A 25,966-nucleotide genomic window follows, 5' to 3' on the forward strand; every position below is an offset into this window, starting at 1 on the left:
TCCAGTGTCATAGGAATCAATTCTGCATCGACAGTTGTCGTACCCTGTTCGTTCGCTTGATCCCGGCTGGGATATCATGGCTAACCACAATCAGTATTCCTTTTCGCTGATGTTGGCAAACAGCTTGCAGTACAAGCCCCGCAGTGGCGCTATCCAGTCCGGCAGAGGGCTCATCCAGCAGCAGAATGGGCTGTTGACGCAGCAGCAGGCGAGCCAGGGCTATGCGTCTGGCCTGGCCGCCGGAGACGGCGACCGCATGTTCGCCCAGTGGGGTGTCCAGTTGCAGCGGTTGCTGTCGGGCCCAGTCGGCCAGTGCCACCTGCTGCAGGGCCTGCCAGAGTTGTGCGTCGCTTGTATCAGGAATGCCCAGGCGCAGGTTTTGCGCCAGACTCAGATTGAACAGGTCAAACTGTTGCGGCAAATAGCCCAGATGACCGTTCAGGCTGCTGTGTTCGTACTGCTGGCTATTAAGCAGCAGTTGTCCCTGTAACGGCGGCATATAGCCGGCCAGAGTTTCCAGCAGGCTGGTTTTACCCACGCCTGACGGGCCGGTAATCACCAGAATGTCGCCGGCTTGCAAATCCAGATTAAAACGTTGGGTGCCAGCATTGGCCACCTGCAGGTCATGCAGTTGCAACTGTAGCGGCCTGTTGTGCAGTGGCAAGGGGGCGGTGTGGACAGCTTCGCCCTGATTAAGCGGGTTGATGCGGTCGCGTGCCGCTTGACTTAAGCCCAGCGCAATAAAGCTTGCTGTGAGCGGTGCGACAATTTCATAAAACCCCAGATAGGCCAGCAAAGCGGCTACCAGCCAGGGCAGTTCCAGCTGGTGCTGCAGCAGTAGCGGTTGGGCCGCCCATAGCATAAGCAGAAAACCTGCCGCCAGCGCCCAGTGTTGCCACAGCAGCAAGCGGCTGCTGGCTGTGGTCTGGCGGGCCTGATGCTGCAGGTAGTCGTGATCCAGTTTGGCAAAGTCCTGTTGACGCGATTGCCACTGCTGCCAGATCACCAGCGGGATGCGCAATTGCAGGCTGTGCAGCAAAAATACCCGGCGTTCTTCGGCCTTGTCGGCATCCATGCGGGCCAGCCGGGCAGCGGCCTGGCCGGTGAGCAGGGGCAGCAGGAGCCAGCCGGGCAGCAGTCCGGCCAAGGCGGCATAAAACAGTGCCGGGGCCAGCCAGTAATAAAACATCAGCAGCAACACCACAATGCTGCTGGCCCAGAGCCATGGAGCAATAACACTGAGCGGGAAGCGGTCGAGCAGGTCGATGTCGGCCACCAGCCGGTGTTGCTGGCGGGCCGAGGATAGCTGCGCATGGGGCGGGCGCTGGGCCAGCCGGGCAAAGACGCGGCAGCGCAGGTCTTGTAGCAGGGCCAGCACGGCGTTATGGCTGCTGAGGCGTTCGGCGTAGCGTCCGGCGGTGCGGGTGATGGCGGCCAAGCGAATCAGCGCCGCCGGGCGGAAAAAGTCAAAGCTGTAGGCACCGGCTACCAGCAGGCCGGCAGCGGCACTGGCGGTAATGAACCAGCCGGAAATGGCCAGTAAGCCGAGTACGGCAATCAGGGTAATCCAGCCCAGCAGCAGGGACAGCCCCCATGCACCTTTGCGGCTGGACAGCAACTGGCGCAAGCGAATGTCTGTATCAGGCATGGCTGTTCTCCGTCTGGGGGGCGCCCAGTTGCAGGCGCTGGTCAACCCAGTCCAGTCCGGCGCTGCTGTGGCTGACCAGAATCAGGCTGCGTCCATGACTGAGCTGGTGCAGCAGCTGGTGAATCTGTCGGCGGCTGTCCGGGTCCAGATGGGCGGTGGGCTCATCCAGCAGCCACAGGGGGCGGTCGCGTAGCAGCAGCTGTGCCAGCGCTACGCGGCTGAGCTGGCCACCGGACATGCCGGCACCCCGTTCGGCCAGAGGCCAGTCCAACCCCCGTTGCTGAACCAGATCGGCCAGACCCACCTGCGCCATGGCCGCCTGCATTCGGGCTTCGCTGGCCTGGGGCGCGGCCAGGCGCAGGTTGTCGGCCAGACTGCCTTCGATGAAGCGTGGCTGTTGGGCCAGATAATCCAGCCCGTTGAGCCAGCCGTTTAATTCGAGCCGGGCAAATGCATGCCCGTTGACCAGCAGTTGGCCCTGATGTGGCAGTGCGCCGAGCAGTACCTGGAGTAGTGTGGACTTGCCGGCTCCGCTGGCCCCCTGAATCAGCAGGCTATGGCCGGCCTGTAGATGCAGGCTGGGCAGTTGCAGCCGGCTGCGGCCATCTGTGCTTTGTACGCTCAGATCGCAGGCCTGGATGCTGACCGGCAGCGTACCGGGCAGCGGCTCAGTTCCCTGATGTTGCCAGCCTTCATCCTGCAAAAGCGGGGCCAGCTCTTGCATGGCGGCTTCGGCATCGGCCTTGGCGTGGTAGTCATTGCCCAGTTGGCGTAACGGGGCGTAAAACTCCGGGGCCAGCAGCAAAATAAATAGTGCGCCCGTGTAGGGGACGGGGATGCTGGCCTTGGCCCAGGGCAGTATGCCCAGCAGGCCCAGTCCCAGATAGACCGCGACCAGCGCAATGGACAGCGCGGCAAAAAATTCCAGCACCGCGCTGGAGAGAAAGGCCAGCCGCAGCACGGCCATGGTGCGCTGCCGGTAGCCTTCGGCAGCCTGTGCAATTTGCTCCTGTGCTTGTTCGGTGGCTTGCAGGTGTTGCAGGGTGCGCATGCCGCGCACCAGATCGAGAAAGCGTCCGCCCAGTCGGCTGAGTGCCTGCAGTTGTTTGCGGCTGCTGGCGCTGGCGGCTTTGCCGAGAATAATCATGAACAGGGGCACCAGCGGTGCCGTCAGTAACAACAACAGGGCGGCCAGACCGCTAAACGGGGTGGTGACGACCAGCAGCATCAGCGGTATCAGTACCGCCAGCTGGGCCTGCACCACATAGCGCTGCAGGTAGCCATCCAGCGCATCGACCTGATCCAGTACGCGACTGGTCAGCGCGCCGTCGCTGTCGCTGTGCGCCAGTTGTGCGGCAGGACGTGCCAGCTTTTGCAGTACCCGGTCCCGCAACTGGCGACGAATTTCAAGGCTGGCCTGCACGCACAGGCGTTCACGGCCATAGTGCAGCACGGGTCGCAGCAGCATGCAGGCGGCCAGGGCGATAAAAACAAAATACAACGCACGCGGCGCTGTCGGGATGAATGCATCGTTGATGGAGGTTTGCAGCCATTGATTGAGCAGCCAGGCCAGCAGGCCGTACTGCCCAATCAGTAGCGCGGTATTGCCCAGTGCCAGCAGCAACGCCAGGCGCAAGCGTCCCTGTTGGGGCGCTTGCAGCTGACGCAGCTGGCGGGCAGCTGATGGCAGGTTATTGCGGGTCGCTGTCTTCACCGGCATAGCCGTTGAGTTCCAGCCACATGGCGTTGATGATGCCAAACGAACAGGCCAGTAGCACGCCCAGAATCCAGGTGAAATACCACATGGTGAACTCCTTAATACAGTGAATGGCTGTTGTCACGGATGTGCTGGACGCTGACCCGGCCACGCATCACATAGTAGCCCCAGGCGGTGTAGCCCAGAATCAGCGGTACAAAAATCAGCACCACCACCAGCATGATCAGCAGTGTCAGTTCACTGGCGGTACCGTCCCACAGCGTCAAGCTGTGGTTGGGTTGGGTGGAGGACGGCATGATAAAGGGGAACATGCTCAGACCAAAGGTGACAATGGTACCGGCAATGGCCAGTGCCGAGGCCACAAAAGCCAGCGCATGACGGCGCATCTTGCTGAGCAGGGCGGAGCCGGCAAAGCCGAGAATGCCGATCAATGGCAGCAGCCAAGTCAGAGGCCAGCGCTGGTAGTTGATGAACCAGCCATTGGCAATTTGTTCGACCTGTTTGCCGACGATGGTGCTGTCCGCCTGGGTGTCCAGACCACCAACCACATGGAAACCGTCCACGCCCAGCCACAGCCAGATACCGGCCAGGGTAAACAGCGCAGCGGCAACCAGGCCAAGAATGGCACTGCTGTTTTCAGCCCGCTTGAGCAGCTCACCTTCGGTTTTCATTTGCAGCCAGGTGGCGCCGTGGTTGACGAACATGATGACGGTAAACACGCCTACCAGCAGGGCAAAGGGGTTCAGCAGTGCCCAGAAGCTGCCGGTGTAGTGAAGGCGCAGCAGGTCGTCAAAGTGGAAGGGAACGCCCTGCAGCAGGTTGCCAAAGGCGACGCCAATGATCAGCGGTGGCACGGTGGAACCTGTGGTCAGCGCCCAGTCCCAGCGGTCGCGCCACTGTTGATTGTCAATTTTTGAGCGGTACTCAAAGGCAATCGGGCGCAGGAACAGGGCAAACAGCGTAAGCATCATGGCAAAGTAAAAGCCGCTGAATGCCGCCGCGTAGACGGTTGGCCAGGCGGCAAACAGGGCTCCGGCTGCGGTAATCAGCCAGACCTGGTTGCCGTCCCAGTGAGGGGCTACCGTATTGATCATGATGCGCCGCTCTTCGTTATCGCGGCCAATCACTTTTAGCAGGCTGGCGACCCCCATGTCAAAGCCGTCGGTGACAACAAAGCCAATCAGCAAGACGCCAATCAGCACCCACCATATAAAACGCAATGCTTCGTAATCCATGATCAGGCCTCCTGGCTCGCGCCGGTTTCAAGGTCGTAGCGACCGGTTTGCAGGCTGGATGGCCCTTTGCGCGCGTAGCGCACCATCAGCCACATTTCGATGGCAACAAAGATGCTGTACAGCACCACAATACTGCCCAGCGTCAGCAAGACATCCCCCTCGGTCAACTGGGAGACAGCTAGGTCGGTCGGCAAAATTTCACCAATCGCCCAGGGTTGACGGCCATATTCGGCTACAAACCAGCCCATTTCACAGGCAATCCATGGCAGGGGCAGCGAGAACAGGGCAAAGCGCAGCAGCCAGCGGGGTTTGTTTTCGGTACGTTTGGCCACATGCCAGCTGGCCAGGGCAAACAGTAACAGCATGGTAAAGCCGGCGGCCACCATGATGCGGAAGCTCCAGAACAGCGGCCAGACTTTGGGGATGGACGCATCGACAGCGGCTTGCAGCTCGGCTTCGGTCGGGTTCATCGGGTCTGCGGCATAGGCGGACAGCAGCAGGCCATAGCCCAGATCGTCCAGAATGGCTTCAAAGCGGGCGCGGGTGGCCGGGCTTTTGTCGCCAGCACGAATCTGCTGCATCAGGCTGCTGGCTTCGCGGCCATTGAGCATGCGTTCACGGTGCTGTTCTTTCAGGTCGACCAGACCGGTAACAGGCTGGTCGAAGGAGCGGGTCGCGATCAGTCCCATCACGGCAGGGATCTTGATGGCATAGTCGGTGGTTTCGGTTTCCTGGTTGGGCAGGCCAATCAGGGTGAAGGCGGCGGGCGGTGGCTCGGTGTGCCACTCGGCCTCAATGGCGGCCAGTTTGACTTTCTGTACGTCACCCATTTCGTAGCCGGACTCGTCGCCCAGAATGATCACGGACAGTGAGCTAGCCAGACCAAACACGGCGGCAATGGCAAAGCTGCGACGGGCAAAGGGAATGTCACGTCCCTTGAGCAGATACCAGCTGGAAATGGCCAGTACAAAGATGGCTGCAGTGACATAACCGGCAGAAACCGTGTGCACAAACTTGACCTGGGCGACCGGGCTAAACACCACCTCGGCAAAGTTGGTCAGCTCCATGCGCATGGTGTCCACGTTGAACTCCGAGCCAATCGGGAACTGCATCCAGCCGTTGGCGACCAGAATCCAGAGTGCCGACAGGTTGGTGCCCAGCGCCATCAGCCAAGTGACAGCGAGGTGCTTGTTCTTGGTCATGCGGTCCCAGCCGAAGAAGAACAGGCCCACCAGGGTGGACTCCAGGAAGAAAGCCATCAAGGCTTCAATGGCTAGCGGCGCACCAAAGATGTCTCCCACGTAGTGCGAATAATAGGACCAGTTGGTACCAAACTGGAACTCCATCGCCAGCCCGGTGGTAACGCCCAGGGCAAAGTTGATGCCGAAAAGTTTACCCCAGAATTTGGTCATGTCCTGGTAGATCTGTTTGCCGGTCATGACATAGACCGACTCCATGATTGCCAGAATAAACACCATGCCCATGGTGAGCGGGACAAACAGGAAGTGAATCATTGCAGTGTAAGCAAACTGCAATCTGGATAGCTCGATAAGGTCCATTGCTGTGCTCCGTTAGTGAATAACAACGGGCCAAGGCTGAGGCGATACAATCGGAACGGCTTAGCCCAAGGTCTACATCGATGGACTTATTGTGGTTGAATCTTGATTTTGGTCAATTGTGCAGGTTGTCGCATGTGCCGATTTGACACGGAGAGGGAACCGAGACAGTTAAGGTCTATGCGGACAAGTACTGATGGACCAAGCGCACCCAGTGGGTGCGCTTGGTTAGGGGGGCTAGAGGTTAGTTTACTTGTGGTGGTGCAGCCTCATTGTCAAACCCGCCACCCAGCGCCTTGAACAGGTTGACCTCGCTCACCAGTCGGGCCAGCTGCACGTTGATGTGCTGCTGGCGGGTGTTGAAGTTGAGCCGCTGGGCATCCAGCAGGGTCAGCTGGTTGTCGATGCCTTCGCGGTAGCGGCGGTCGGCCAGGTCCAGATAGGTCTGGCTGGATACCAGCAGCTGTTCCTGTGCGGCCAACTGGTCGGCATAGGTCTTGCGTGCCACCAGGCCATCGGCGACTTCCTGGAAGGCGGTCTGGATGGCTTTTTCATACTGGGCAACATGAATGTCTTTCTGGATTTCGCTGTATTCCAGATTGGCTTTCAGGCGGCCGCTGTTGAAGATCGGCAGGTTGATCTGCGGCTGGAACAGCCAGGTACCGGTGCCCGAGCCGAACAGGTCGGACAACTCGCCGCTCAGGCTGCCCGCGGTAGCGGTCAGGCTGATGCTGGGGAAGAAGGCCGCGCGTGCTGCGCCGATATTGGCATTGGCTGCCTGCAGCTGGTGTTCGGCCTGCATGATGTCCGGGCGGCGTTGCAGCAGCTCTGACGGCAGCAACACCGGCAAGTCGGCCAGGCTGTGGTTGTCCAGCTTGCCGGATGGGGCCAGCTGGTCGGGCAGGGGGGCACCCAGTACCAGCTGCAGGGCGTTACGGCTCTGGGCCAGCTGGCGCTGGTTTTGTGCCAGCGTCACCCGGGCACCGTCTGTCGCGGTGCGGGACTGTTGCAGCTCCAGCGCAGAGGCGATGCCGGCATCGTGGCTCAGCTCGGTCAGGCGCTGGCTGTCCTCGTAGGTTTGCAGGGTGGCTTCGGCCAGCTGCAGTGAGGCCTGATCGGCCTGCAGGGTGAACCATGCAGTCGCCACATTGGCTACCAGGCTCAGCTCGGCGCTGCGCTGGGCCTGGGCGCTGGCAAAGTAGTTTTGCAGGGCCTGGTCCTTCAGGCTGCGGATGCGGCCGAAGAAATCCAGCTCCCAGGCGTTCATGCCGACCGCCGCAGAATACTGGTGCGTGGTCTGGGCATCACCGGTTTGCGATACCTTGCGTGGCACCCGCTGGTGCGTTCCGGCACCGCTGGCATCGATTGACGGGAACAGCTCGCTGCGCTGGATGCGGTACTGGGCTCGGAAGGCTTCTGCATTCAGTGCGGCCACGCGCAGGTCGCGGTTGTGTTCCAGTGCGGTACGGATCAGCTGTTGCAGGTTGTTGTCACGGAAGAACAGTTGCCATTCAGGTACCTGTGCACTGCTGGCGGCCTGCTGTTCCCAGCTGGCCGCATAGGGCGCGACCGGTTGCTGATATTGGGGAATCATCGAGCAACCGGTCAGGCCGGCCAGCATGGCCAGGGTCAAGAGGTTGTACTTCATTGGTCGGTCTCCTGGCTGGCGGTTTTCTTCTTGTCGCTAAACAGGGCGGTAATCGCCACATAGAAGAAGGGTACAAAGAATACGGCCAGCACCATTGCGGTCAGCATGCCGCCGATTACTCCGGTACCAATGGCGTGTTTGCTGCCGGCACCGGCGCCGGTGGAAATGGCCAGCGGAGTCACGCCAAGCACAAATGCCAGCGATGTCATGATGATGGGGCGGAAACGGATACGACAGGCTTCCAGAGTGGCTTCGGCCAGCCCCATGCCGGACTCGTACAACGACTTGGCGAACTCCACAATCAGGATGGCGTTACGTGCCGACAGACCAATGGTGGTCAGCAGGCCGATCAGAAAATAGGTGTCATTGGACAAACCGCGGCCATAGGTGGCCAGCAAGGCACCGATAATTCCCAGCGGTACTACCAGCATGACTGCAAAGGGTACTGACCAGCTTTCATATAGCGCAGCAAGGCTGAGGAATACGACAACACTGGAAATTACGATAAGCCAGATGGCCTGGTCACCTGAAAGACGTTCTTCGTATGACAGGCCGGTCCACGACATGCCGATACCGTCGGGCATCTGCTGCATGATTTCCTCGACTACCTCCATGGCATCTCCAGAGCTAAGCCCCGGCGCGGCCGCACCCAGAATTTCCACGGCGGGCACACCGTTGTAGCGTGCCAGTTTGGGTGGGCCGTATACCCATTCGCCACTGGCAAAGCTGGAGAAGGGAATCATCTCGCCCTTGTTGTTGCGCACATACCATTTGTTCAGGTCTTCGGGGTTCATGCGCGAGTCTGCCTGACCCTGCAGCATGACCTTTTTCACACGACCGCGGTCGATGAAGTCGTTGACGTAGCTGCTGCCCCAGGCAATCGACAATGTCTGGTCGATGTCACTCAGGCTGATGCCCATGGCACTGGCCTTTTCGTCATCGATCAGCAGCTGATACTGGGCTTCATCGTTCAGGCCGTTCTGGCGTACCTGGAACAGGCGCGGGTCCTGATTGGCCAGTTGCAGGAACTTGTCGCGGGCCTGGCTCAACACTTCGTGACCGACGCTGGCGCGGTCCTGCAGGAAGAAGTTGAAACCACTGGCGTTACCCAGCTCCATCACGGCAGGTGGTGCAAAGGCGAAGGCCATGGCATCACGGAAGCCGAAGAAGCGCATCTGGGCGCGCTGCGACAGGGAAAACACGTCTTGCCCCGGCTTGGTGCGTTGACTCCAGTCATGCAGGCCGATGAAAGCCATGGCCGAGTTCTGGCCACGACCGGCAAAGTTGAAACCGTTGATCATGAACACTGAGCGCACGGTATCCGATTCTTCATTGAGCAGATATTCGCGCATGCCGGTGGATACGGCATAGGTGCGCTCAAAGCTGGAACCAGGTGGTGTCTGGATCTGGGCAAAGAGTACGCCCTGGTCTTCATCCGGCAGGAAGGTACTGGGAATGCGGGTAAACATGAAAACCATGACTGCCAGTATGGCCAGATACATCAGCAAATAGGGAATCTTGTTGCGGATGACATGGCCAACACCCCGCTCATAACTCAGGGTGGTAGCGTTGAAGCTGCGGTTGAACCAGCCGAAGAAACCGCGCTTCTGGATGTTGCCACCCTTGGGAATCGGCTTGAGCATGGTGGCACAGAGTGCCGGAGTGAAAATCAGCGCAACCAGCACCGACAGCACCATGGCAGCAACAATGGTGACCGAGAACTGACGGTAGATCTGGCCAACGGAACCATCAAAGAAGGCCATAGGAACGAATACCGCCGACAGCACCATGCCGATACCGACCAGCGCACCCTGGATCTGGTCCATGGACTTGCGGGTAGCTTCCAGTGGCGACAGACCATCTTCTTCCATTACCCGTTCGACGTTTTCCACCACCACGATGGCATCATCCACCAGCAGGCCGATGGCCAGTACCATGGCGAACATGGTCAGGGTATTGATGCTGTAGCCAAAAGCCGAGAGTACGGCAAAGGTACCGAGAATGACTACGGGCACCGCCAGCGCAGGAATCAGTGTAACGCGCAGGTTCTGCAGGAACAGGTACATCACCAGGAACACCAGCAGAAAGGCTTCGGCCAGGGTAACCACCACGCCCTTGATCGAGGCGGAGATGACCGGTGTGGTGTCATAGGGGTAAACCACTTTCATGCCGGGCGGAAAGAAAGGCTCCAGCTCGGCAATGGTGGCACGTACCGCCTTGGCGGTATCCAGTGCGTTGGCGTTGGATGCCAGCTTGATACCCAGACCGGTTGCAGGCATGCCATTGTATTCGGCACTGATGGCGTAGTTTTCGCCACCCAGTTCGACTTTTGCCACATCCTTCAGGCGAACCTGGGCACCGTCCTCGTGCACCTTGAGCAGGATGTTGCCGAACTGCTCAGGTGTCTGCAGACGGGTCTTGCCGATGATGGTGGCGGACAATTGCTGGCCCGGGCTGGCCGGCAGGCCGCCGAACTGGCCGGAGGATACCTGCACGTTTTGTGCACGAATCGCCGTCGCCACATCAACCGGAGTCAGGTTGAAATTGTTCAGGCGCGCCGGGTCGAGCCAGATGCGCATCGAGTACTGGGCACCGAAGATCTGGAAGTCGCCCACGCCCGAGGTACGTGAAATCGGGTCCTGCACGTTGGAGTACACATAGTCGGAAATGTCGTTCCGGTCCATGCTGCCATCTTCGGAAACAAAGGCCAGTACCATCAGGAAGTTACGTGCCGATTTGGTAACGCGGATGCCCTGCTGTTGCACTTCCTGCGGCAGCATCGGGGTGGCCAGCTGCAGCTTGTTCTGCACCTGCACCTGGGCGATGTCGGGGTCGACATCCGGCTCGAAGGTGACGCTGATCGACATGCTGCCATCTGAGTTGCTTTCCGATGAAATATAGCGCAGACCGTCAAGGCCGTTCATCTGCTGTTCGATCACCTGGACCACGGTGTCCTGCACGGTTTTTGCCGAGGCGCCACGGTAGGACACGCTGATGCCGACTGTGGGCGGCGCAATGCTGGGATACTGGTTGACCGGCAGCTTGAGAATGGCCAAGCCGCCAACCAGCATGACCACCAATGCCAATACCCAGGCAAAGATGGGACGGTCAATGAAAAATCTGGACATGGGTTTGCTCGTTGCTGGTTATTGGGCCGGGGTTTGGACGGCAGGGTCCTGGCTGATGTTTTGTGCCGGATGAGGGTCAACCGTAATGCCCGGCTGAATCCACTGCAGGCCTTCAGTGATCAGTCGGTCGCCTGCGTTCAGGCCCTCGTTGATCAACCAGTAGCTGCCGACAGTACGTTCGGCCTTGAGGGTGCGCGGCTCCACCTGGTTGTCGGCGTTGACCACCATGGCGGTGGGCTGGCCCTTGGCATTGCGGGCAACACCCTGCTGGGGAGCCAGGATCGCACTCTGGTTGACGCCGCTGATCAGGCTGGCCTGTACGAACATGCCGGGCAGCAGTACACCTTCAGGGTTGGGGAATACCGCACGCAGGGTCACGGTGCCGGTGCTGGCCTCGACCGAGACCTCGGAAAACTCAAGGGTGCCCTGGTGCGGGTAGTCGCTGCCGTCTTCCAGACGCAGGCTGGCCTGGGCGGCATTGTCACCGGCCTTTTCCAGGCGACCTTCGGCCAGGTCGCGGCGCAGGCGCAGCAGGTCGGCGGCGGACTGGGTGACATCGACGTAGATCGGATCGAGTTGCTGGATCACTGCCAGCTCCTGGGCCTGACCGTTGCTGACCAGTGCTCCCTCGGTCACGCGGGAGCGGCCGATGCGGCCATCAATCGGGGCCAGCACCTTGGTGTACCTGACGTTGATGCGGGCTTGTTCCAGCGCAGCCTCGGCCTGCAGGCGGGCAGCATTGGCATCGTCATATTGCTGTTGGCTGACAGCCTTCTCGCTGACCAGTGCCTTGTAGCGTTTGGCCAGGGTATCAGCGGCCAGGTGGCTGGCCTCGGCGCTTTTCAGGGTGGCCTGATAGGTGGCCGGGTCAATCTGGTACAGCTGCTGGCCGGCCTTGACCTCGCTGCCTTCGGCAAACAGGCGCTTCTGGATGATGCCGCTGACCTGGGGGCGCACTTCGGCAATCCGGTAGGCGGCCGTGCGGCCGGGCAGTTCACTGGTCAGGGTAAAGGGTCTGGCTTCCAGGGTGACGATACCGACCCTGGGCGGGGGCTGGCTGCCTTGTTGTTGTGGTTGTTCGGTGGTGTCGCAGGCGGTGAGCATGGCAGCACCCAGCAAAGTCAGCGAAAAGGCTGCTACCCGGGTAAAGGGACCGTTCATAAGTATGAAATTCCTGAATGATTCGAATGCAAGTGGCCAGACAAGGACTTTTCCGTAGCTGCGGGGCTATCACTCCGGATAGGGTGTGGAAATGCCGGAACAGCAGACACGGGTCCGTTGATGCCCTGGAAAGCGGGTCCAGTCTAGCAGCAGGCAAGCGGACTGTCGTGGTTTGTCGTATTGTTGGAGACAAGGCGGATAATATACATACAATCCTGTATGTTGTTAAGAAAAGCCTGTAAATTTCTTGCCTGTTTACTTGCCGGATGGAGACCGTGATGACCCCAGCAGTGGCTTTGCTCAAGCGTAACAAGCAGCCGTTTCAGCTGCACAGCTATACCCATGACCCGGCCGCGACATCCTATGGCCTGGAAGCGGCAGACAAACTTGGCCTGGACGCGCAAAGAGTGTTTAAGACCCTGGTGGTGCAGGCCGATACAGGAGAACTGCTGGTTGCCATGGTGCCAGTGTGCAATACCCTGAGCCTGAAAAAGCTGGCTGCCGCCGCCGGCGTCAAAAAAGTGGTGATGGCGCAGCCGGCGATGGTTGAGCGGGCCACCGGTTATGTACTGGGCGGGGTCAGTCCGCTAGGCCAGAAAAAGCGTTTGCGGGCATTTGTTGACCAGTCTGCCGATGCCTTTCCCAGTTTGTATGTCAGCGCCGGACGGCGTGGCCTGGAGATCGAGCTGGCGCCGGCGTTGTTGAAACAGTTGCTGGGGGCGGGGTTTGTTCCGCTGACGGCATCAGAATGATGGCTCATGAAAAATATTTTATAGTTTACGTTGGCATGTAAACTGCTTGTCCGTATCCCGGGCAATGCCGATTTTCGCTGTGTTGTTGCCGTACCTGCCAGACAAAGGAGTATTCCATGCTGAACCGGCTTTCATTTCAGGCCCGCCTGATCCTGATGATGTGCATTTCCCTCGGACTGTTTGCAGCGCTGGGTGGTACCGGCCTGATTGCGGTAGGCAAGGTGAATGCCAACCTTGATCGCATCTACCAGGAAAACATGGTGCCCATCACGCTGCTGGAGCGGGTGCACACCAACCTCAACGACTGCCGGACCGAGTTGTTGTTAGTCATGCAGCATTCGCCGACGTCCGAGTTCCTCGCATTGCATAACCACCCGACCCAGCAGCATTTCGATGCGATTATGCGCTGCCAACAGGATAATGACGGGCTATGGGGGCGATTTGATGCCATTGAGTTGCCTGCCGGATACCGGCAACAATATGAGCAGTTGCGGGACCTGGTCAGAGACTACAGTGCCAATACGGTTGATCCGGTGTTCCAGCTGGCGAGGCAGGGCGAGTTTTTCCAGTCCAACAGGGAGCTGTTGCTCAAGGTCAACCCGCAGCTGGCCGAAGTGCGCAAACAGATGAATGCGTTCCAGGAGGCCATGCTGGAGCATGCCGAGCAGCTGTACCTGCAGTCCGAGCGGGACTACAACCAGATTTTGAAACTGTTTGCCGTGCTACTGGTGGCGGGGACAGTGGTGCTGGTGCTGGTTGCGGTGCGGATCATTGCCAGCATCCGGCAAGCCGTCAGGCTGTTGCGGGATGCCAGCGGCAAGATGGCTGCCGGTGATACCAGGATCCGGGTGGAGTATCACAGCAGTGATGAGCTGCGCCAGGTTGCCGAGGCTTTCAACCATATGGGCGAGCGTTTCGGCGAGGCACTGAATGAAGTCAGCCGGGCGACCCAGCAGCTGGCGGCGGCCAGTGAGGAAACCTCGGTGGTGACCGGGCATACCGGGGAGAGCATTCGCAAGCAGCAAAATGAAATCGCGCAGGTGGCGACCGCCATGCACGAGATGCATGCAACCGCGCACGAGGTTGCGCAGAGCGCCAGCCAGGCTGCCGAGGCAGCCCGTCATGCCGACCAGGAAGCTGCCACTGGCCACGCAGAGGCCGAGCAGACCATTGCCGCCATCGAGCGTCTGGCCGGTTCGGTTGAGCACGCAACCGGAGTGATCGAGCGCCTGGCGCGCGACAGCGAGGAGATTGGTGGCGTGCTGGACGTGATTCGCAGCATTGCTGAGCAGACCAACTTGCTGGCGCTGAACGCGGCCATTGAGGCGGCACGGGCTGGTGATGCCGGTCGCGGTTTCGCGGTGGTGGCGGACGAGGTGCGCAGCCTGGCATCGCGCACCCAGCAGTCAACCGAAGAAATCAACGACATGATTGCACGCCTGCAAAGTGGTGCCAGCCAGGCGGTTGCCGCCATGGAGGACGGGCGTAACCAGGCGCATACCGGTGTCGAGCAAACGTTGAAAACGACGGCCAGCCTGGAGTCGATTGTGCGTTCGATCGGCGTCATCAATGATATGGGGGCCCAGATTGCCAGTGCCGCTGAAGAGCAGAGTGCCGTCAGCGAGGAAATCAGCCGCTCGATTACCGCTATCAATGACCTGACTGCAGAAACCACGGAGGGAGCAGTGCAGACCACCAGTGCGAGCCAGGAAGTGGCGCATCTGGCCATTGAGCTGCAGAGCCTGGTTGGCCGCTTCCGTACCTGATGCCAGCTGCTGTGAAAAAGCCCCTGCTTGATCAAGCAGGGGCTTTTTTATGGGGGATTATTTTGAGTGCTGAGCGGGTTGTCCGGGGACAAATGCAGATCCGGATTTATTCGGACAAAATATCGCCATTCTGATGAGGCAGTGGCAGTTGTGCGAATAAATTCGCACCTACAGGGAGCTGGTGTAAAAAACTGTGCGAAGGGGGCTTGTCCCTGAAAAAGTGCGCACCTTGCTCAGTTCAGCATCTCCTTGATGGCTTTCTCTTCGTTCATCAATTCGAGCTGGCGAGCATCGATGCGGGCTGCCAGCGGGTAATTGTTGCTGGCGCGGCGCTTGGCGTGGCCCAGCTGCTCGATGGCCTGTCCGTAATCGCCGACGCGGGCAAAGAACTCGGCGCGGGCCTGGTGCAGGCCGATGATATTATTGACCTGTCCGCGTACTTCGGCGAGGTCATACCACAGATCCGGATCGTTGGGCCGCTCTTTCAGCAGCTGCTCAAGTTGCTGCTCGGCTTCGCTGTGCCGTTGCTGGCGGCTGAGCAGGTCGGCACGGGCAGCCCTGAGCGGATAGCTGGAGGGGTGGCTCTGCAGTGCCTGCTCCAGCTTTTGCCCGGCCTTGTCCAGCTGCTGCCGACTGATATCGAGATCAATCAGGGCCAGGGTATAAAACAGGTTGTCCGGTGCCGCTGCTGCCAGGGTATCCAGAGTTTGCCGGGCTTCATCAAACTGCCGGGCGCGGATCAGGGCCAGTCCCAGTCCGTAGCGGGCCGGCTCGCTGGCGGGATCTTGTTCGACTTCGGCACGAAAGCGCTTCAGGGCCATGCCGGGTGTGTCCTCAAATGTCAGTTGCAGGCGCGAACGCAGCAGTTGATAGGTGAGGGAGTCGGTTCTGCCGGGGCTGGTGGAGCGCTTGAGCAGCTGTTCGGCGCGGTTTCGGGTGTCGGCAACGCGTGACTCGGTCACCGGGTGGGTCATGAGGAATTCGGGCGGCATGCGGTCGTAGCGGTACTGGCGCAGCAAGCGCTCGAACATGGCGGGCATGGCCATGGGGTCGTAACCGGCGCGAATCAGGTTTTGAATGCCCAGCCGGTCCGCTTCCTGTTCATTTTGCCGGGAAAAGCGTTGCTGTTCCTGAAAGGCGGCGGCCTGGCTGGCAGTAATGGCGGCAATGCCGAGGTCACCAGCGCCGGCTGCGGCAGCGACCACACCGGCCAGCATGCCGGCCAGCATGGGCACCTGCAGGCGTTTTTGCGCTTCCAGCCCGCGGGCAAAATGGCGTTGTGACAAGTGCGCCAGTTCGTGTGCCATGACCGAGGCATATTCGGCTTCGGTCTGGGCGTGCAGCAACAGGCCGCCGTTGACGCCGATGATGCCGCCGGGTGCGGCAAAGGCATTCAGCTGCGGGCTGGCCAGAATGACAAACTCGAGGCGGCGCTCTTGCAGCTGGCTGGTTTCGGCCAGTTTGTATACGCTGCGCTCGACGTAATCCTTGAGCAACGGGTCGGACAGCTGGCGTACCTGGCCACGCAAGATGCTGAGCCAGGCCCGGCCGAGCCGGTGCTCCTGCTCCAGTGACACGATCGACGAACTGCTGTCACCCAGTGAGGGCAGTTCGAATGCCGGTACGGGGGCGGCAAGCAGCAGGGCCAGGGCCAGCAGTGGAGGGTGCAGTTTTTTCATGACAGACTCGTTGATTGTATGCCGGTGCCGACTGGTGTATACCGGTCCGCTGGAACTGTAGCCGGAAAGCAGTGTATAGGGAAACTGTGGAGACCGTTATTCGCTTGTGCGGGGGTTGGGCGATCCGGCTGGCAGCGATGCTCATGAGACTACGGAAATGGAAAAACATTCAGGGGGATGATTGCAATGCAGTATGACGAACGGGTCGATGCGCGGGGGTTGCTCTGTCCCATGCCTTTGCTGAAGGCCAAACTGGCGCTTAACGGCATGCAGGCGGAACAGGTATTGCAGGTGCTGGCGACCGACGCCGGCTCGCAACGCGATATAGCCAGTTTTTGCCAGCTGGCCGGCCACTGTTTGCTGCATCAGGAGCAGACAGCGGAAGGTGTTTTTGTCTACTTGATCCGAAAGTCCTAGCCGGTGGCGGAAAGATTTTTTGGGGGCGGACGGCAGTGCCGGGGTAGTCGGTGACCGAATATGCCCGGCCTGGCTGAATGGGCCCGCAACAACCCGCAGGGCTGCAGGCTGCTGCAGTGCTGGCATTCGGGCTTACTTCTGCTGCAGCTCCTGTGCGGCAGCCAGCACCTCGGCGATATGACCATCAACCTTCACCTTGCGCCAGCTGCGTTGCAGCTGGCCTTCGGCGTCAAACAGGAAGGTGCTGCGCTCGATCCCCATGTGTTCCTTGCCATACAGCTTTTTCAGTTTGATCACGTCGAACAGCCTGCACAGTTCCTCGTCCGGATCGCTGATCAGCTCGAACGGGAAACCATGTTTGGCCTTGAAGTTTTCGTGGGTGCGCAGACTGTCGCGTGACACGCCGAAAATGACTGTGTTGGCGGCAGCGAACAGCGGGAAGGCATCGCGGAACTCTTGTCCTTCGGTGGTGCAGCCCGGAGTGTTGTCTTTGGGGTAGAAATAAATCACCACTTGTTGTCCGCGCAGGCCGGCAAGTGATACTTCCTGGCCACCAGTGGCCCGGGCGGTGAAATCCTGGATCTGGATCGATTCTGTCATGGGGGTACCTCAGGGTGACTGTGGACGCCAGGGTTCGATCAGGGCGTCCAGGTTGAGCAGGTCGGCAAACTCTAGAAAGTGGTCGCGCAACCAGCTGATTTGTGTGTTTACCGGCAGTGACAGGGTGATGGTGGCATTGATCATGCGCGTGCCTGTCTGGGGTGCCGGATAGCTGTCGTACACGATATTGTTCAGGGTGATGCCATGGTCGGTAAAGAACTGGCACAGCTCGGTCAGCGTATCCGGCTGGTGCAGGGCGCTGACATAGACCACGTAGGGCAGGCCGGGCTGCGCCGGACTGTCGGCACTGGTGCGGGTGCAGGACAGCATGATGTCCTGCCGGTTGCCCAGCACCTCAAGTGCCGACTCCAGCCGGGCCAGTGCATCCCAGCTGCCGCCGGCCTGCACGACCAGGGCGCTGTAGTCGCCATGCTGGGTCAGGCGGCTGCTGATGATGCTGCAACGGCTGTCCTGACAGGCACGACACAGCAGCAGGGTCAGTGCCGGGGCGTTCTTGCCCAGGGCGCTGATCAATACATTCTGTTCGCGGGGTAACGGGGCTGACATCAGGCTCTCCTGTCCGGTGGGGGCCTGAGCAGGCCGGAAAATGCTTAGGGTAACCAAAATGCCGCACAAGTGGAATGGTAAAGGCGGGCGACAATGCTTGTGCAAGCTGTGTGGCGTCAGTAACATTAACCCCTGTTTTATTTTTTCCTGGCAGGAGTAATGTCATGATTGCAGGCAGTATGGTGGCGCTGGTCACACCCATGGATGCAGAAGGCGGGCTGGATTGGCAGGCACTGGAAAAACTGGTCGCGTTTCACCTGCAGGAAGGCACAGATGCAATTGTCGCCGTGGGCACCAGCGGCGAGTCCGCCACTCTGAATGTCCAGGAGCATGTCGAGGTCATCCGCCGGGTTGTCAAACTGGTCAACGGCCAGATTCCGGTAATTGCCGGTACCGGCGCCAACTGCACCCGCGAAGCGATCGAGCTGACCCAGAATGCCAGGAATGTCGGCGCGGATGCCTGCTTGCTGGTCACTCCCTATTACAACAAGCCTACCCAGGAAGGCCTGTATCAGCATTTCAGGAAAATTGCCGAGACGGTTGATATTCCACAGATCCTGTATAACGTGCCGGGACGTACCGTGTGCGACATGCTGCCGGAAACAGTTGGCCGCCTGGCGCTGGTTGACAACATCATCGGTATCAAGGAAGCGACCGGTAATGTCGAGCGTGGCCGTCAGGTGATTGCCGCCTGTCCGGATGATTTTCTGGTGTATTCCGGCGATGACGCCACTGCCTGGGAGCTGATGCTCAATGGCGGCAAGGGCAATATTTCGGTCACTGCCAACGTAGCCCCGCGCCTGATGAAAGAACTGTGCGATCTGGCCATGGCCGGCAAGGCTGACGAAGCCCGGGCCCTGAATGAGCGCCTGATGCCGCTGCATGAAAAGCTGTTCATCGAAGCCAACCCGATTCCGGTCAAGTGGGCTTTGCAGCAGATGGGCCTGATCGACCAGGGTATCCGCTTGCCGCTGACCTGGCTGAGCGAGTCCTGCCATGAAACTGTACGGCAGGCCATGCGCCAGACCGGCATCCTGAACTGAATCGAGGGTAATGCATGAAGCGGATTGCAGGAGCGGCACTGGTGCTGGCCGGACTGACCAGCCTGAGCGGATGCAGCTGGTTGTGGGGTGACAAGGGTTATTTTCGTGATCGTGGCAACGATTACCTCGATGCACGAATGCTGCCGCCGATGCAGGTGCCGGAGGGAACGGAAAGCAAGCCTCTGGACCCGTTGTTACCGGTTCCCGGCCATGTTGCCGATATTTCCGGTAATCGCGAAGCAGTGGTGCAGCGGCCGCATGCGGTCAATCAGGCCATGCTGGAAGGTGATTTTTCCATTCAGCGCAGCAGCGAGCAAAGCTGGATTCTGGCGCAGCGCATTCCGGCCCAGATGTGGAACATGACCCAGGCGTATTTCGAGGAGCTGGGCTATACGGTTGATGAAGAGCGTCCGCATGTCGGCGAATTCACCACCGCATGGTTGCCGGCGGCATCCATTGCGGAGGGGACCCGCGAGACCCTCGGGCTGGGCAAGAGCCATGACTCCCGTTTCCGGGTTCGCATCGAGCCGGGGGTTCAGCGCAATACCAGCGAGATCTTTGTCGATGCGGCCAGCCGCAAGGGCAGCCGGGAGTCGGGCTGGAGTGCGGGCAAGAGTGCCCCCGAAGCAGGGTTGGCACTGGCCGGTCTCGAGCGCTTCTACAATCAGGCGGGCAGCCAGGGACAAAGCTACTCGCTGCTGGCCAGCAAGAACTATGATGCTCCGCGCCGCGTAGCCCTGATCGAGGCGGGCGAGGGCGGGCTGCAGGTACTGCGCCTGGATGCCGGCCTGGAGCAGGCCTGGTCGGGTGTCGGGCGGGCGTTGAGTGCTGCGGGTATCTACGTGGATGACGTGGACCGTAGCCAGGCGGTGTATTTTGTCGATCTTGGTCGCAAGGCGGAACAGAAAGCCCCCGGCTTCTTCAAGCGCATGTTCAGCTCGAAAAAGAGCCTTGAGCGCAAGGCCTCCGACCAGCAGTACCGGGTCAAGCTGACACAGATCAGCCGTCAGGTATTCGTTGGTGTCGAGCGCGAGCCGGGGCAACTGGCTGATGTTGCCACCACCAACCGCATCCTGAATGCGATCCGGCCGCACCTGAACTGACCAGGATGCGCTGCGCACTTCACACAGAAGCAGATATGCCCGCTGCCGGTACAGGTAGCGGGCTGTTCCGGTTCTGTCAGTGATGACGGGCGGCTTTGCCGGCAGGACCGGCCGTCTTCATCATCATGCAACAGTACATGTCAGGCGAACCGGTTTCGCCTGTTTTTTATTCAAATTTCACAGGATGATGCCATGAGCACACCGTCTCCCCTGAGTCTGAAAAACATCTACTCCGGCAAGGTCCGCGACCTGTACGAAATTGATGCCAAACGCATGCTGATGGTGGCCAGTGACCGCCTGTCGGCGTTTGACGTGATTCTGGACCAGCCCATTCCCGGCAAGGGCCAGGTACTGACTGCCGTTTCCAATTTCTGGTTCGGGCAGCTCAGGGGCATCGTGCCGGATCACTTCACCGGTGACCGGGTCGAAGATGTGGTACCGGCAGCCGAGCTGCCACTGGTTGAGGGCCGGGCGGTGGTGGTCAAACGTCTGCAGCCGGTGCCGGTAGAGGCCATCGTGCGCGGCTATCTGGTCGGTTCCGGCTGGAAGGAGTATCAGGCCAGTGGCACTGTTTGCGGCATTCCGCTGCCGGCCGGACTGCAGGAAGCTTCGCGTTTGCCGGAGCCGATCTTTACACCCTCCACCAAGGCGGAAGTGGGTGATCACGACGAAAACATCTCCTATGCCCGCTGTGAAGAGATCATCGGCAGCGAGCTGGCTGCCAAGGTGCGGGATGCCTCCATCCGCCTGTACCGGGCAGCAGCAGAATATGCGTTGGGCAAGGGCATCATCATTGCTGATACCAAGTTCGAGTTCGGGCTGGACGAGGACGGCACCCTGACCCTGATGGACGAGGTGCTGACACCGGATTCCAGCCGTTTCTGGCCGGCTGACCAGTACGCCGAAGGCACCAACCCGCCCAGCTTCGACAAGCAGATCATCCGTAACTGGCTGGAAAACAGCGGCTGGAACAAGGAAGCGCCGGCACCACAGGTGCCGCAGGATGTGATCGAGCTGACCGCGGCCAAATACCGTGAGGCACTGGAACGCCTGACACGCATGTAGGTCCGAATTTATTCGGGCAGTGAGGGATAGCGCCAGATAGCAGAGCCTGCTGTGCGAATGCATTCGCACCTACGGTTTAGGGGCATTCCGGGTTCGGGTTGGGGTTGCCCTGACACGCATGTAGGTCTGAATTTATTCGGACAGTGTGAGATACCGTCAGATAACAGTGCTATCTGTGCGAATCTGGTGGCACTTATTGAAAGTCAAACCGTCCACGCGTGTGGGAATTTATTTTTCGGGGGAGAAACAGATCCATGGCAGCTTCGTTCGTCCACTTGCGGGTACACAGTGAGTTCTCACTGGTGGACGGTCTGGTCCGCATCAAACCCATGGTTAAGGCACTGGAAGCAGCCGGCATGCCGGCGGTGGCAATCACCGACCAGAGCAACCTGTTTGCCCTGGTCAAGTTCTACAAGGCCGCCCGTTCCGGTGGCATCAAGCCCATCTGCGGTGCCGATATCTGGCTGGCCAGCGAAGATCCGGACGGCCCGGTGTCGCGCATGACGCTGTTGGCCATGGATGCACAAGGTTATCGCAACCTGACCGAGCTGATTTCCCGTGGCTGGGGTGAAGGACAGCATCATGGCATTTCGGTGCTGCAGCGCGAGTGGATTGCCGAGGCGGCCGAAGGGCTGATTGCCCTGTCCGGTGCCCGGGAAGGCGAAATCGGCCAAGCGCTGCTCAGCGGTGACTTGCAGCGGGCAGAGCAGTTGCTGGAGTTCTGGCAACAGCTGTTTCCGCAGCGCTTCTATCTGGAACTGCAGCGCACTTCCAGAGCCGGAGACGAGGAACATGTGCATGCCGCCATGGAGCTGGCCAGCCGTTTGCAGGTGCCGGTGGTGGCGACCAACGATGTGCGCTTCCTGCGCCAGGAGGATTTTGAGGCCCACGAAACCCGCGTCTGCATCGGAGAGGGTCGGGTGCTGGATGATCCGCGCCGCCCGCGCATTTATTCCGACCAGCAATACCTGAAAACGCCGGAAGAAATGGCCGAGCTGTTCGAGGATATCCCTGAAGCACTGGCCAATACCGTGGCAATCGCCCGTCGCTGCAACATCGAGGTTCAGCTGGGTACGCACTTCCTGCCGGACTTCCCGGTGCCGGAAGGCATGACCATGGACGAATACTTCCGCCATGTGTCCCATGAAGGGCTGGAAGAGCGTCTGGCCGTGGTGCTGCCGCCGGATACGCCGGACTACGACAGCAAGAAACAGGTCTATCTGGACCGGCTCAAGTTCGAACTGGATATCATCATCCAGATGGGCTTTCCCGGTTACTTCCTGATCGTGATGGACTTCATCAAGTGGGCCAAGAACAACGGCGTACCGGTGGGTCCGGGCCGAGGCTCGGGTGCCGGCTCACTGGTCGCCTACGTGCTGAAAATCACCGATCTGGATCCGCTGCAGTACGACCTGCTGTTCGAGCGCTTCCTCAACCCCGAGCGGGTATCCATGCCCGACTTTGACGTTGACTTCTGTATGGACGGCCGCGATAGCGTGATCGACTATGTGGCCGATACCTACGGCCGCCAGGCGGTGAGCCAGATCGTCACCTTCGGCACCATGGCGGCCAAGGCGGTGGTGCGTGATGTGGCACGGGTACAGGGCAAGTCCTACGGGTTGGCCGACCGCCTGTCGAAGATGATTCCCTTTGAGGTCGGCATGACGCTGGAAAAGGCGTACGAGTCCGAAGAGCAGTTGCGCGATTTCCTGAAGAACGACGAAGAAGCCGCCGAAATCTGGGAAATGGCCCTCAAGCTTGAAGGCGTGACCCGGGGTACCGGCAAGCATGCCGGTGGTGTGGTGATCGCACCAACCAAGCTGACCGATTTTTCCGCCACCCTCTGTGACGAGGATGGCGGCGGGCTGGTGACCCAGTTCGACAAGGATGACGTGGAGGCCGCCGGGCTGGTCAAGTTCGACTTCCTCGGTTTGCGCACCCTGACCATCATCAAGTGGGCGCTGGAAACCATCAACGCCACCCGCGCCAAAAGTGGCGAAGAACCGCTGAATATCGATTTCATTCCGCTGGATGACAAGCCGACCTACCAGCTGCTGCAACGGGCCGAAACCACGGCGGTGTTCCAGCTTGAATCGCGCGGCATGAAAGAGCTGATCAAGAAGCTCAAGCCTGACTGCCTGGAAGACCTGATTGCCCTGGTCGCACTGTTCCGCCCCGGTCCGTTGCAGTCCGGCATGGTGGATGACTTTATCAACCGCAAGCATGGCCGTGCCGAGCTGGCCTATCCGCACCCTGACTACCAGTATGAAGGGCTCAAGCCGGTGCTGGCACCTACCTATGGCATTATCCTGTATCAGGAACAGGTGATGCAGATTGCCCAGGTAATGGCCGGCTACACGTTGGGTGGTGCCGACATGCTGCGCCGCGCCATGGGCAAGAAGAAGCCCGAGGAAATGGCCCAGCAGCGTGGTCTGTTTGTTGAAGGCTGTGAAAAGAATAATATCAGCGCCGATCTGGCGGGCAACATCTTCGATCTGGTGGAAAAGTTTGCCGGTTACGGTTTCAACAAATCGCACTCGGCGGCCTACGGGCTGGTCTCCTACCAGACTGCCTGGCTGAAAAAACACTACCCGGCTGAATTCATGGCAGCAGTGCTCTCGGCGGACATGGACAACACCGACAAGGTGGTAACCCTGATCGAAGAATGCCGTGACATGAAGCTGCGCATCGTCGCGCCGGATGTCAACTGCTCGGCATTCAAGTTTGGTGTCAACCCCAATGGCGAGGTGGTCTATGGCCTGGGAGCGATCAAGGGCGTGGGTGAAGGGCCGGTCGAGGCGATTGTCGAGGCCAGGCAGGAAGGCGAGGCGTTCAGTGATCTGTTTGATTTCTGTGCCCGGGTTGATCTGAAACGGATCAACAAGCGCACCCTGCACGCGTTGGTGGCCAGCGGTGCGCTGGACCGGCTGGGGCCATTCTTTGCCGAGGACGTTAAAGACTATCAGGCCGGTATTGACCGCAACCGAGCGACCCTGTTTGCCGCGATGGAAGAGGCCATTCAGGCCGCCGGCCAGGCAGCGCGTGACCGCGAAAGCGGCAGCATGGACCTGTTTGGCGGCCTGTTTGCCGCCGCCGAGGAAGATGCCTATGCCCAGTACCGCAATGCGCGGCCGCTGACCCTGAAGGAGCGGCTGAAAGGCGAGAAAGACACTCTTGGCCTGTACCTGACCGGTCACCCGATTGACGAATACGAACAGGAAGTGCGTCGCTTTGCCCGGCAGAAAATCGTCGACCTGCGTCCGTCGCGTGACGCGCAGACCGTGGCCGGGCTGATTGTTGCGCAGCGTGTCATGCGCAACAAGAAAGGTGACAAGATGGCTTTCATCACGCTGGATGACCGCTCTGGCCGGATCGAGGCCTCCCTGTTTGCCGAAGCCTTCAATCAGGCCCATGGCTTGTTGCAGACTGATACCTTGGTTGTAGTTGAGGGCGAAGTCAGTCATGACGACTTCTCCGGTGGGTTAAGATTCAGGGCCAGACGTGTCATGGGGCTGGAGGAAGCCCGTACCAGCCTGGCCGAAAGCCTGCGCCTGAAGCTGGATGTGCAATCCCTGGCGGATGGCCGGCTCGAACAGATGCGTACCCTGTTGCAACAGTTTCGCGGCGGCTGCCCGGTCAGCCTCGAGTACAGTGGCGAGCAGGCACGGGCCTGCTTGCAGCTGGGTGATGCCTGGCAGGTGGAGCCGGCCGATGGCCTGATTCAGGCATTGCGTGACCTGTTCGGCCGCGACAACGTCTTTTTGAATTATCGCTAACGATTTTAACCGCAGTGGCAGACCGGAATCCGGTTGCCGCTGATGCAAGGGACCCCTGATGAGCAGCGGGTCACAAACAGAGTTGGACATTACATGAACCCGAACTTTCTTGATTTTGAACAGCCCATCGCTGACCTGCAGGCGAAGATTGAAGAGCTGCGACTGGTGGGTAGCGACAACGACCTGAACATCAGCGACGAAATTTCCCGGCTGGAAGAAAAAAACAGGACCCTGACCAAGAACATCTTTTCCGATCTGGACAGCTGGCAGGTGGCGCGGATGGCACGCCATCCGCAGCGCCCCTATACACTGGACTATATCGAGTACCTGTTTACCGAATTCGAAGAGTTGCATGGCGACCGTCACTTTGCCGATGATGCCGCGATTGTCGGCGGCATTGCCCGCTTTGAAGGCATTCCGGTCATGGTCATCGGCCACCAGAAGGGCCGTGAAGTACGCGAGAAGGTACGTCGCAACTTCGGCATGCCGCGTCCGGAAGGCTACCGCAAGGCCTGCCGCCTGATGGAAATGGCCGAGCGCTTCAAGCTGCCGATCCTGACCTTCATCGACACCCCCGGTGCCTACCCCGGTATCGACGCCGAAGAGCGCGGCCAGAGCGAAGCGATTGCCTGGAACCTGCGTGTGATGTCCCGTCTGAAAACCCCGATCATCGCCACCGTAATTGGCGAGGGCGGCTCCGGTGGAGCACTGGCCATTGGTGTTTGCGACCGTCTCAACATGCTGCAGTACTCCACCTATGCGGTGATTTCGCCGGAAGGCTGTGCCTCGATCCTGTGGCGCAGCGCCGAAAAGGCCCCGGAAGCAGCCGAGGCCATGGGCATTACCGCCGAGCGACTGGCCGGCCTGGGCATTGTGGATCAGGTCATTAACGAGCCGCTTGGCGGTGCGCACCGGGACCTGGCGCAGATGGCGGCCCAGATCCGCAAAACCCTGAGCACCCAGCTGGCCGAACTGACCGGGCTGGGCAGCAGCGAGCTGCTTGAACAGCGTTACCAGAAGCTGATGAGCTTTGGTCTCAGTGACGACTGATCAGCCACGGATGCATCAACAAGGCCGCCGCGACCCCAGCAGGTTGCGGCGGCCT

At 59.9% G+C, this 25,966-nt stretch carries 19 protein-coding genes; 8 read left to right on the forward strand and 11 right to left on the reverse strand.

Annotation, left to right across the window (positions count from 1 at the left end):
• Nucleotides 1-16: 16 nt before the first annotated feature.
• The 8 genes from AR306_RS03990 to AR306_RS04025 all read right to left on the reverse strand — a co-directional run bounded on the left by AR306_RS03990 (nt 17) and on the right by AR306_RS04025 (nt 12,093).
• Entirely contained in the window at nt 17-1,648 is a 1,632-nt protein-coding gene (locus AR306_RS03990) for an amino acid ABC transporter ATP-binding/permease protein (protein ID WP_101496266.1), read from the reverse strand.
• Nucleotides 1,641-3,362 (reverse strand): thiol reductant ABC exporter subunit CydD, encoded by a 1,722-nt coding sequence (cydD, locus tag AR306_RS03995; RefSeq protein ID WP_206167959.1) that lies wholly within the window; start codon nt 3,360-3,362, stop codon nt 1,641-1,643. Before cydD ends, AR306_RS03990 begins: the two co-directional genes overlap by 8 nt.
• On the reverse strand, nt 3,340-3,453 hold the full coding sequence (gene cydX / locus AR306_RS04000; RefSeq protein WP_101496268.1) for a cytochrome bd-I oxidase subunit CydX: 114 nt from the start codon (nt 3,451-3,453) through the stop codon (nt 3,340-3,342). Before cydX ends, cydD begins: the two co-directional genes overlap by 23 nt.
• Before the next feature lie 10 nt (nt 3,454-3,463).
• Complete coding sequence (cydB, locus tag AR306_RS04005; RefSeq protein WP_166627840.1) at nt 3,464-4,603, reverse strand: cytochrome d ubiquinol oxidase subunit II; 1,140 nt, start codon at nt 4,601-4,603, stop codon at nt 3,464-3,466.
• Nucleotides 4,603-6,159 (reverse strand): cytochrome ubiquinol oxidase subunit I, encoded by a 1,557-nt coding sequence (locus AR306_RS04010; protein WP_101496270.1) that lies wholly within the window; start codon nt 6,157-6,159, stop codon nt 4,603-4,605. The genes cydB and AR306_RS04010 overlap by 1 nt, the downstream gene beginning before the upstream one ends.
• A gap of 241 nt (nt 6,160-6,400) precedes the next feature.
• Nucleotides 6,401-7,804, reverse strand: coding sequence for an efflux transporter outer membrane subunit (locus tag AR306_RS04015; protein WP_101496271.1), 1,404 nt, complete (start codon nt 7,802-7,804; stop codon nt 6,401-6,403).
• Nucleotides 7,801-10,932 (reverse strand): efflux RND transporter permease subunit, encoded by a 3,132-nt coding sequence (locus AR306_RS04020; RefSeq protein ID WP_101496272.1) that lies wholly within the window; start codon nt 10,930-10,932, stop codon nt 7,801-7,803. Before AR306_RS04020 ends, AR306_RS04015 begins: the two co-directional genes overlap by 4 nt.
• An 18-nt stretch (nt 10,933-10,950) precedes the next feature.
• On the reverse strand, nt 10,951-12,093 hold the full coding sequence (locus AR306_RS04025; protein WP_407071177.1) for an efflux RND transporter periplasmic adaptor subunit: 1,143 nt from the start codon (nt 12,091-12,093) through the stop codon (nt 10,951-10,953).
• Nucleotides 12,094-12,371: 278 nt separating this feature from the next.
• On the opposite strand from AR306_RS04025, the gene ybaK reads away from it, so the two are divergent.
• Together ybaK and AR306_RS04035 are read left to right on the forward strand one after the other, a co-directional pair.
• Nucleotides 12,372-12,845, forward strand: coding sequence for a Cys-tRNA(Pro) deacylase (gene ybaK / locus AR306_RS04030; RefSeq protein ID WP_101496273.1), 474 nt, complete (start codon nt 12,372-12,374; stop codon nt 12,843-12,845).
• A 116-nt stretch (nt 12,846-12,961) separates the two neighbouring features.
• Complete coding sequence (locus AR306_RS04035; protein ID WP_101496274.1) at nt 12,962-14,611, forward strand: HAMP domain-containing methyl-accepting chemotaxis protein; 1,650 nt, start codon at nt 12,962-12,964, stop codon at nt 14,609-14,611.
• A gap of 233 nt (nt 14,612-14,844) precedes the next feature.
• Here the strand turns inward: AR306_RS04035 and AR306_RS04040 are convergent, their stop codons facing one another.
• Entirely contained in the window at nt 14,845-16,290 is a 1,446-nt protein-coding gene (locus tag AR306_RS04040; protein WP_101496275.1) for a M48 family metalloprotease, read from the reverse strand.
• Nucleotides 16,291-16,467: 177 nt separating this feature from the next.
• On the opposite strand from AR306_RS04040, the gene AR306_RS04045 reads away from it, so the two are divergent.
• Nucleotides 16,468-16,707 (forward strand): sulfurtransferase TusA family protein, encoded by a 240-nt coding sequence (locus AR306_RS04045; protein ID WP_101496276.1) that lies wholly within the window; start codon nt 16,468-16,470, stop codon nt 16,705-16,707.
• Nucleotides 16,708-16,839: 132 nt separating this feature from the next.
• On the opposite strand, the gene AR306_RS04050 is transcribed toward AR306_RS04045, so the two are convergent.
• On the reverse strand, nt 16,840-17,307 hold the full coding sequence (locus tag AR306_RS04050) for a peroxiredoxin (protein ID WP_101496277.1): 468 nt from the start codon (nt 17,305-17,307) through the stop codon (nt 16,840-16,842).
• 9 nt (nt 17,308-17,316) lie between these two features.
• Entirely contained in the window at nt 17,317-17,874 is a 558-nt protein-coding gene (locus AR306_RS04055) for a glycine cleavage system protein R (protein ID WP_101496278.1), read from the reverse strand.
• 164 nt (nt 17,875-18,038) lie between these two features.
• Between AR306_RS04055 and dapA the strand changes: the two genes are divergently transcribed.
• The 5 genes from dapA (at nt 18,039) to accA (ending at nt 25,911) form a co-directional block, all read left to right on the forward strand.
• Entirely contained in the window at nt 18,039-18,917 is an 879-nt protein-coding gene (gene dapA, locus AR306_RS04060; protein WP_101496279.1) for a 4-hydroxy-tetrahydrodipicolinate synthase, read from the forward strand.
• A gap of 14 nt (nt 18,918-18,931) precedes the next feature.
• Nucleotides 18,932-20,020, forward strand: coding sequence for an outer membrane protein assembly factor BamC (gene bamC, locus AR306_RS04065; protein WP_101496280.1), 1,089 nt, complete (start codon nt 18,932-18,934; stop codon nt 20,018-20,020).
• 192 nt (nt 20,021-20,212) lie between these two features.
• On the forward strand, nt 20,213-21,085 hold the full coding sequence (locus AR306_RS04070) for a phosphoribosylaminoimidazolesuccinocarboxamide synthase (protein ID WP_101496281.1): 873 nt from the start codon (nt 20,213-20,215) through the stop codon (nt 21,083-21,085).
• A gap of 254 nt (nt 21,086-21,339) precedes the next feature.
• Complete coding sequence (gene dnaE, locus AR306_RS04075) at nt 21,340-24,861, forward strand: DNA polymerase III subunit alpha (RefSeq protein WP_101496282.1); 3,522 nt, start codon at nt 21,340-21,342, stop codon at nt 24,859-24,861.
• 93 nt (nt 24,862-24,954) lie between these two features.
• Nucleotides 24,955-25,911, forward strand: coding sequence for an acetyl-CoA carboxylase carboxyl transferase subunit alpha (gene accA, locus AR306_RS04080; protein WP_101496283.1), 957 nt, complete (start codon nt 24,955-24,957; stop codon nt 25,909-25,911).
• Nucleotides 25,912-25,966: the final 55 nt, after the last annotated feature.

Source organism: Thiopseudomonas denitrificans, from assembly GCF_002866065.1.
Taxonomy (GTDB): domain Bacteria; phylum Pseudomonadota; class Gammaproteobacteria; order Pseudomonadales; family Pseudomonadaceae; genus Thiopseudomonas; species Thiopseudomonas denitrificans.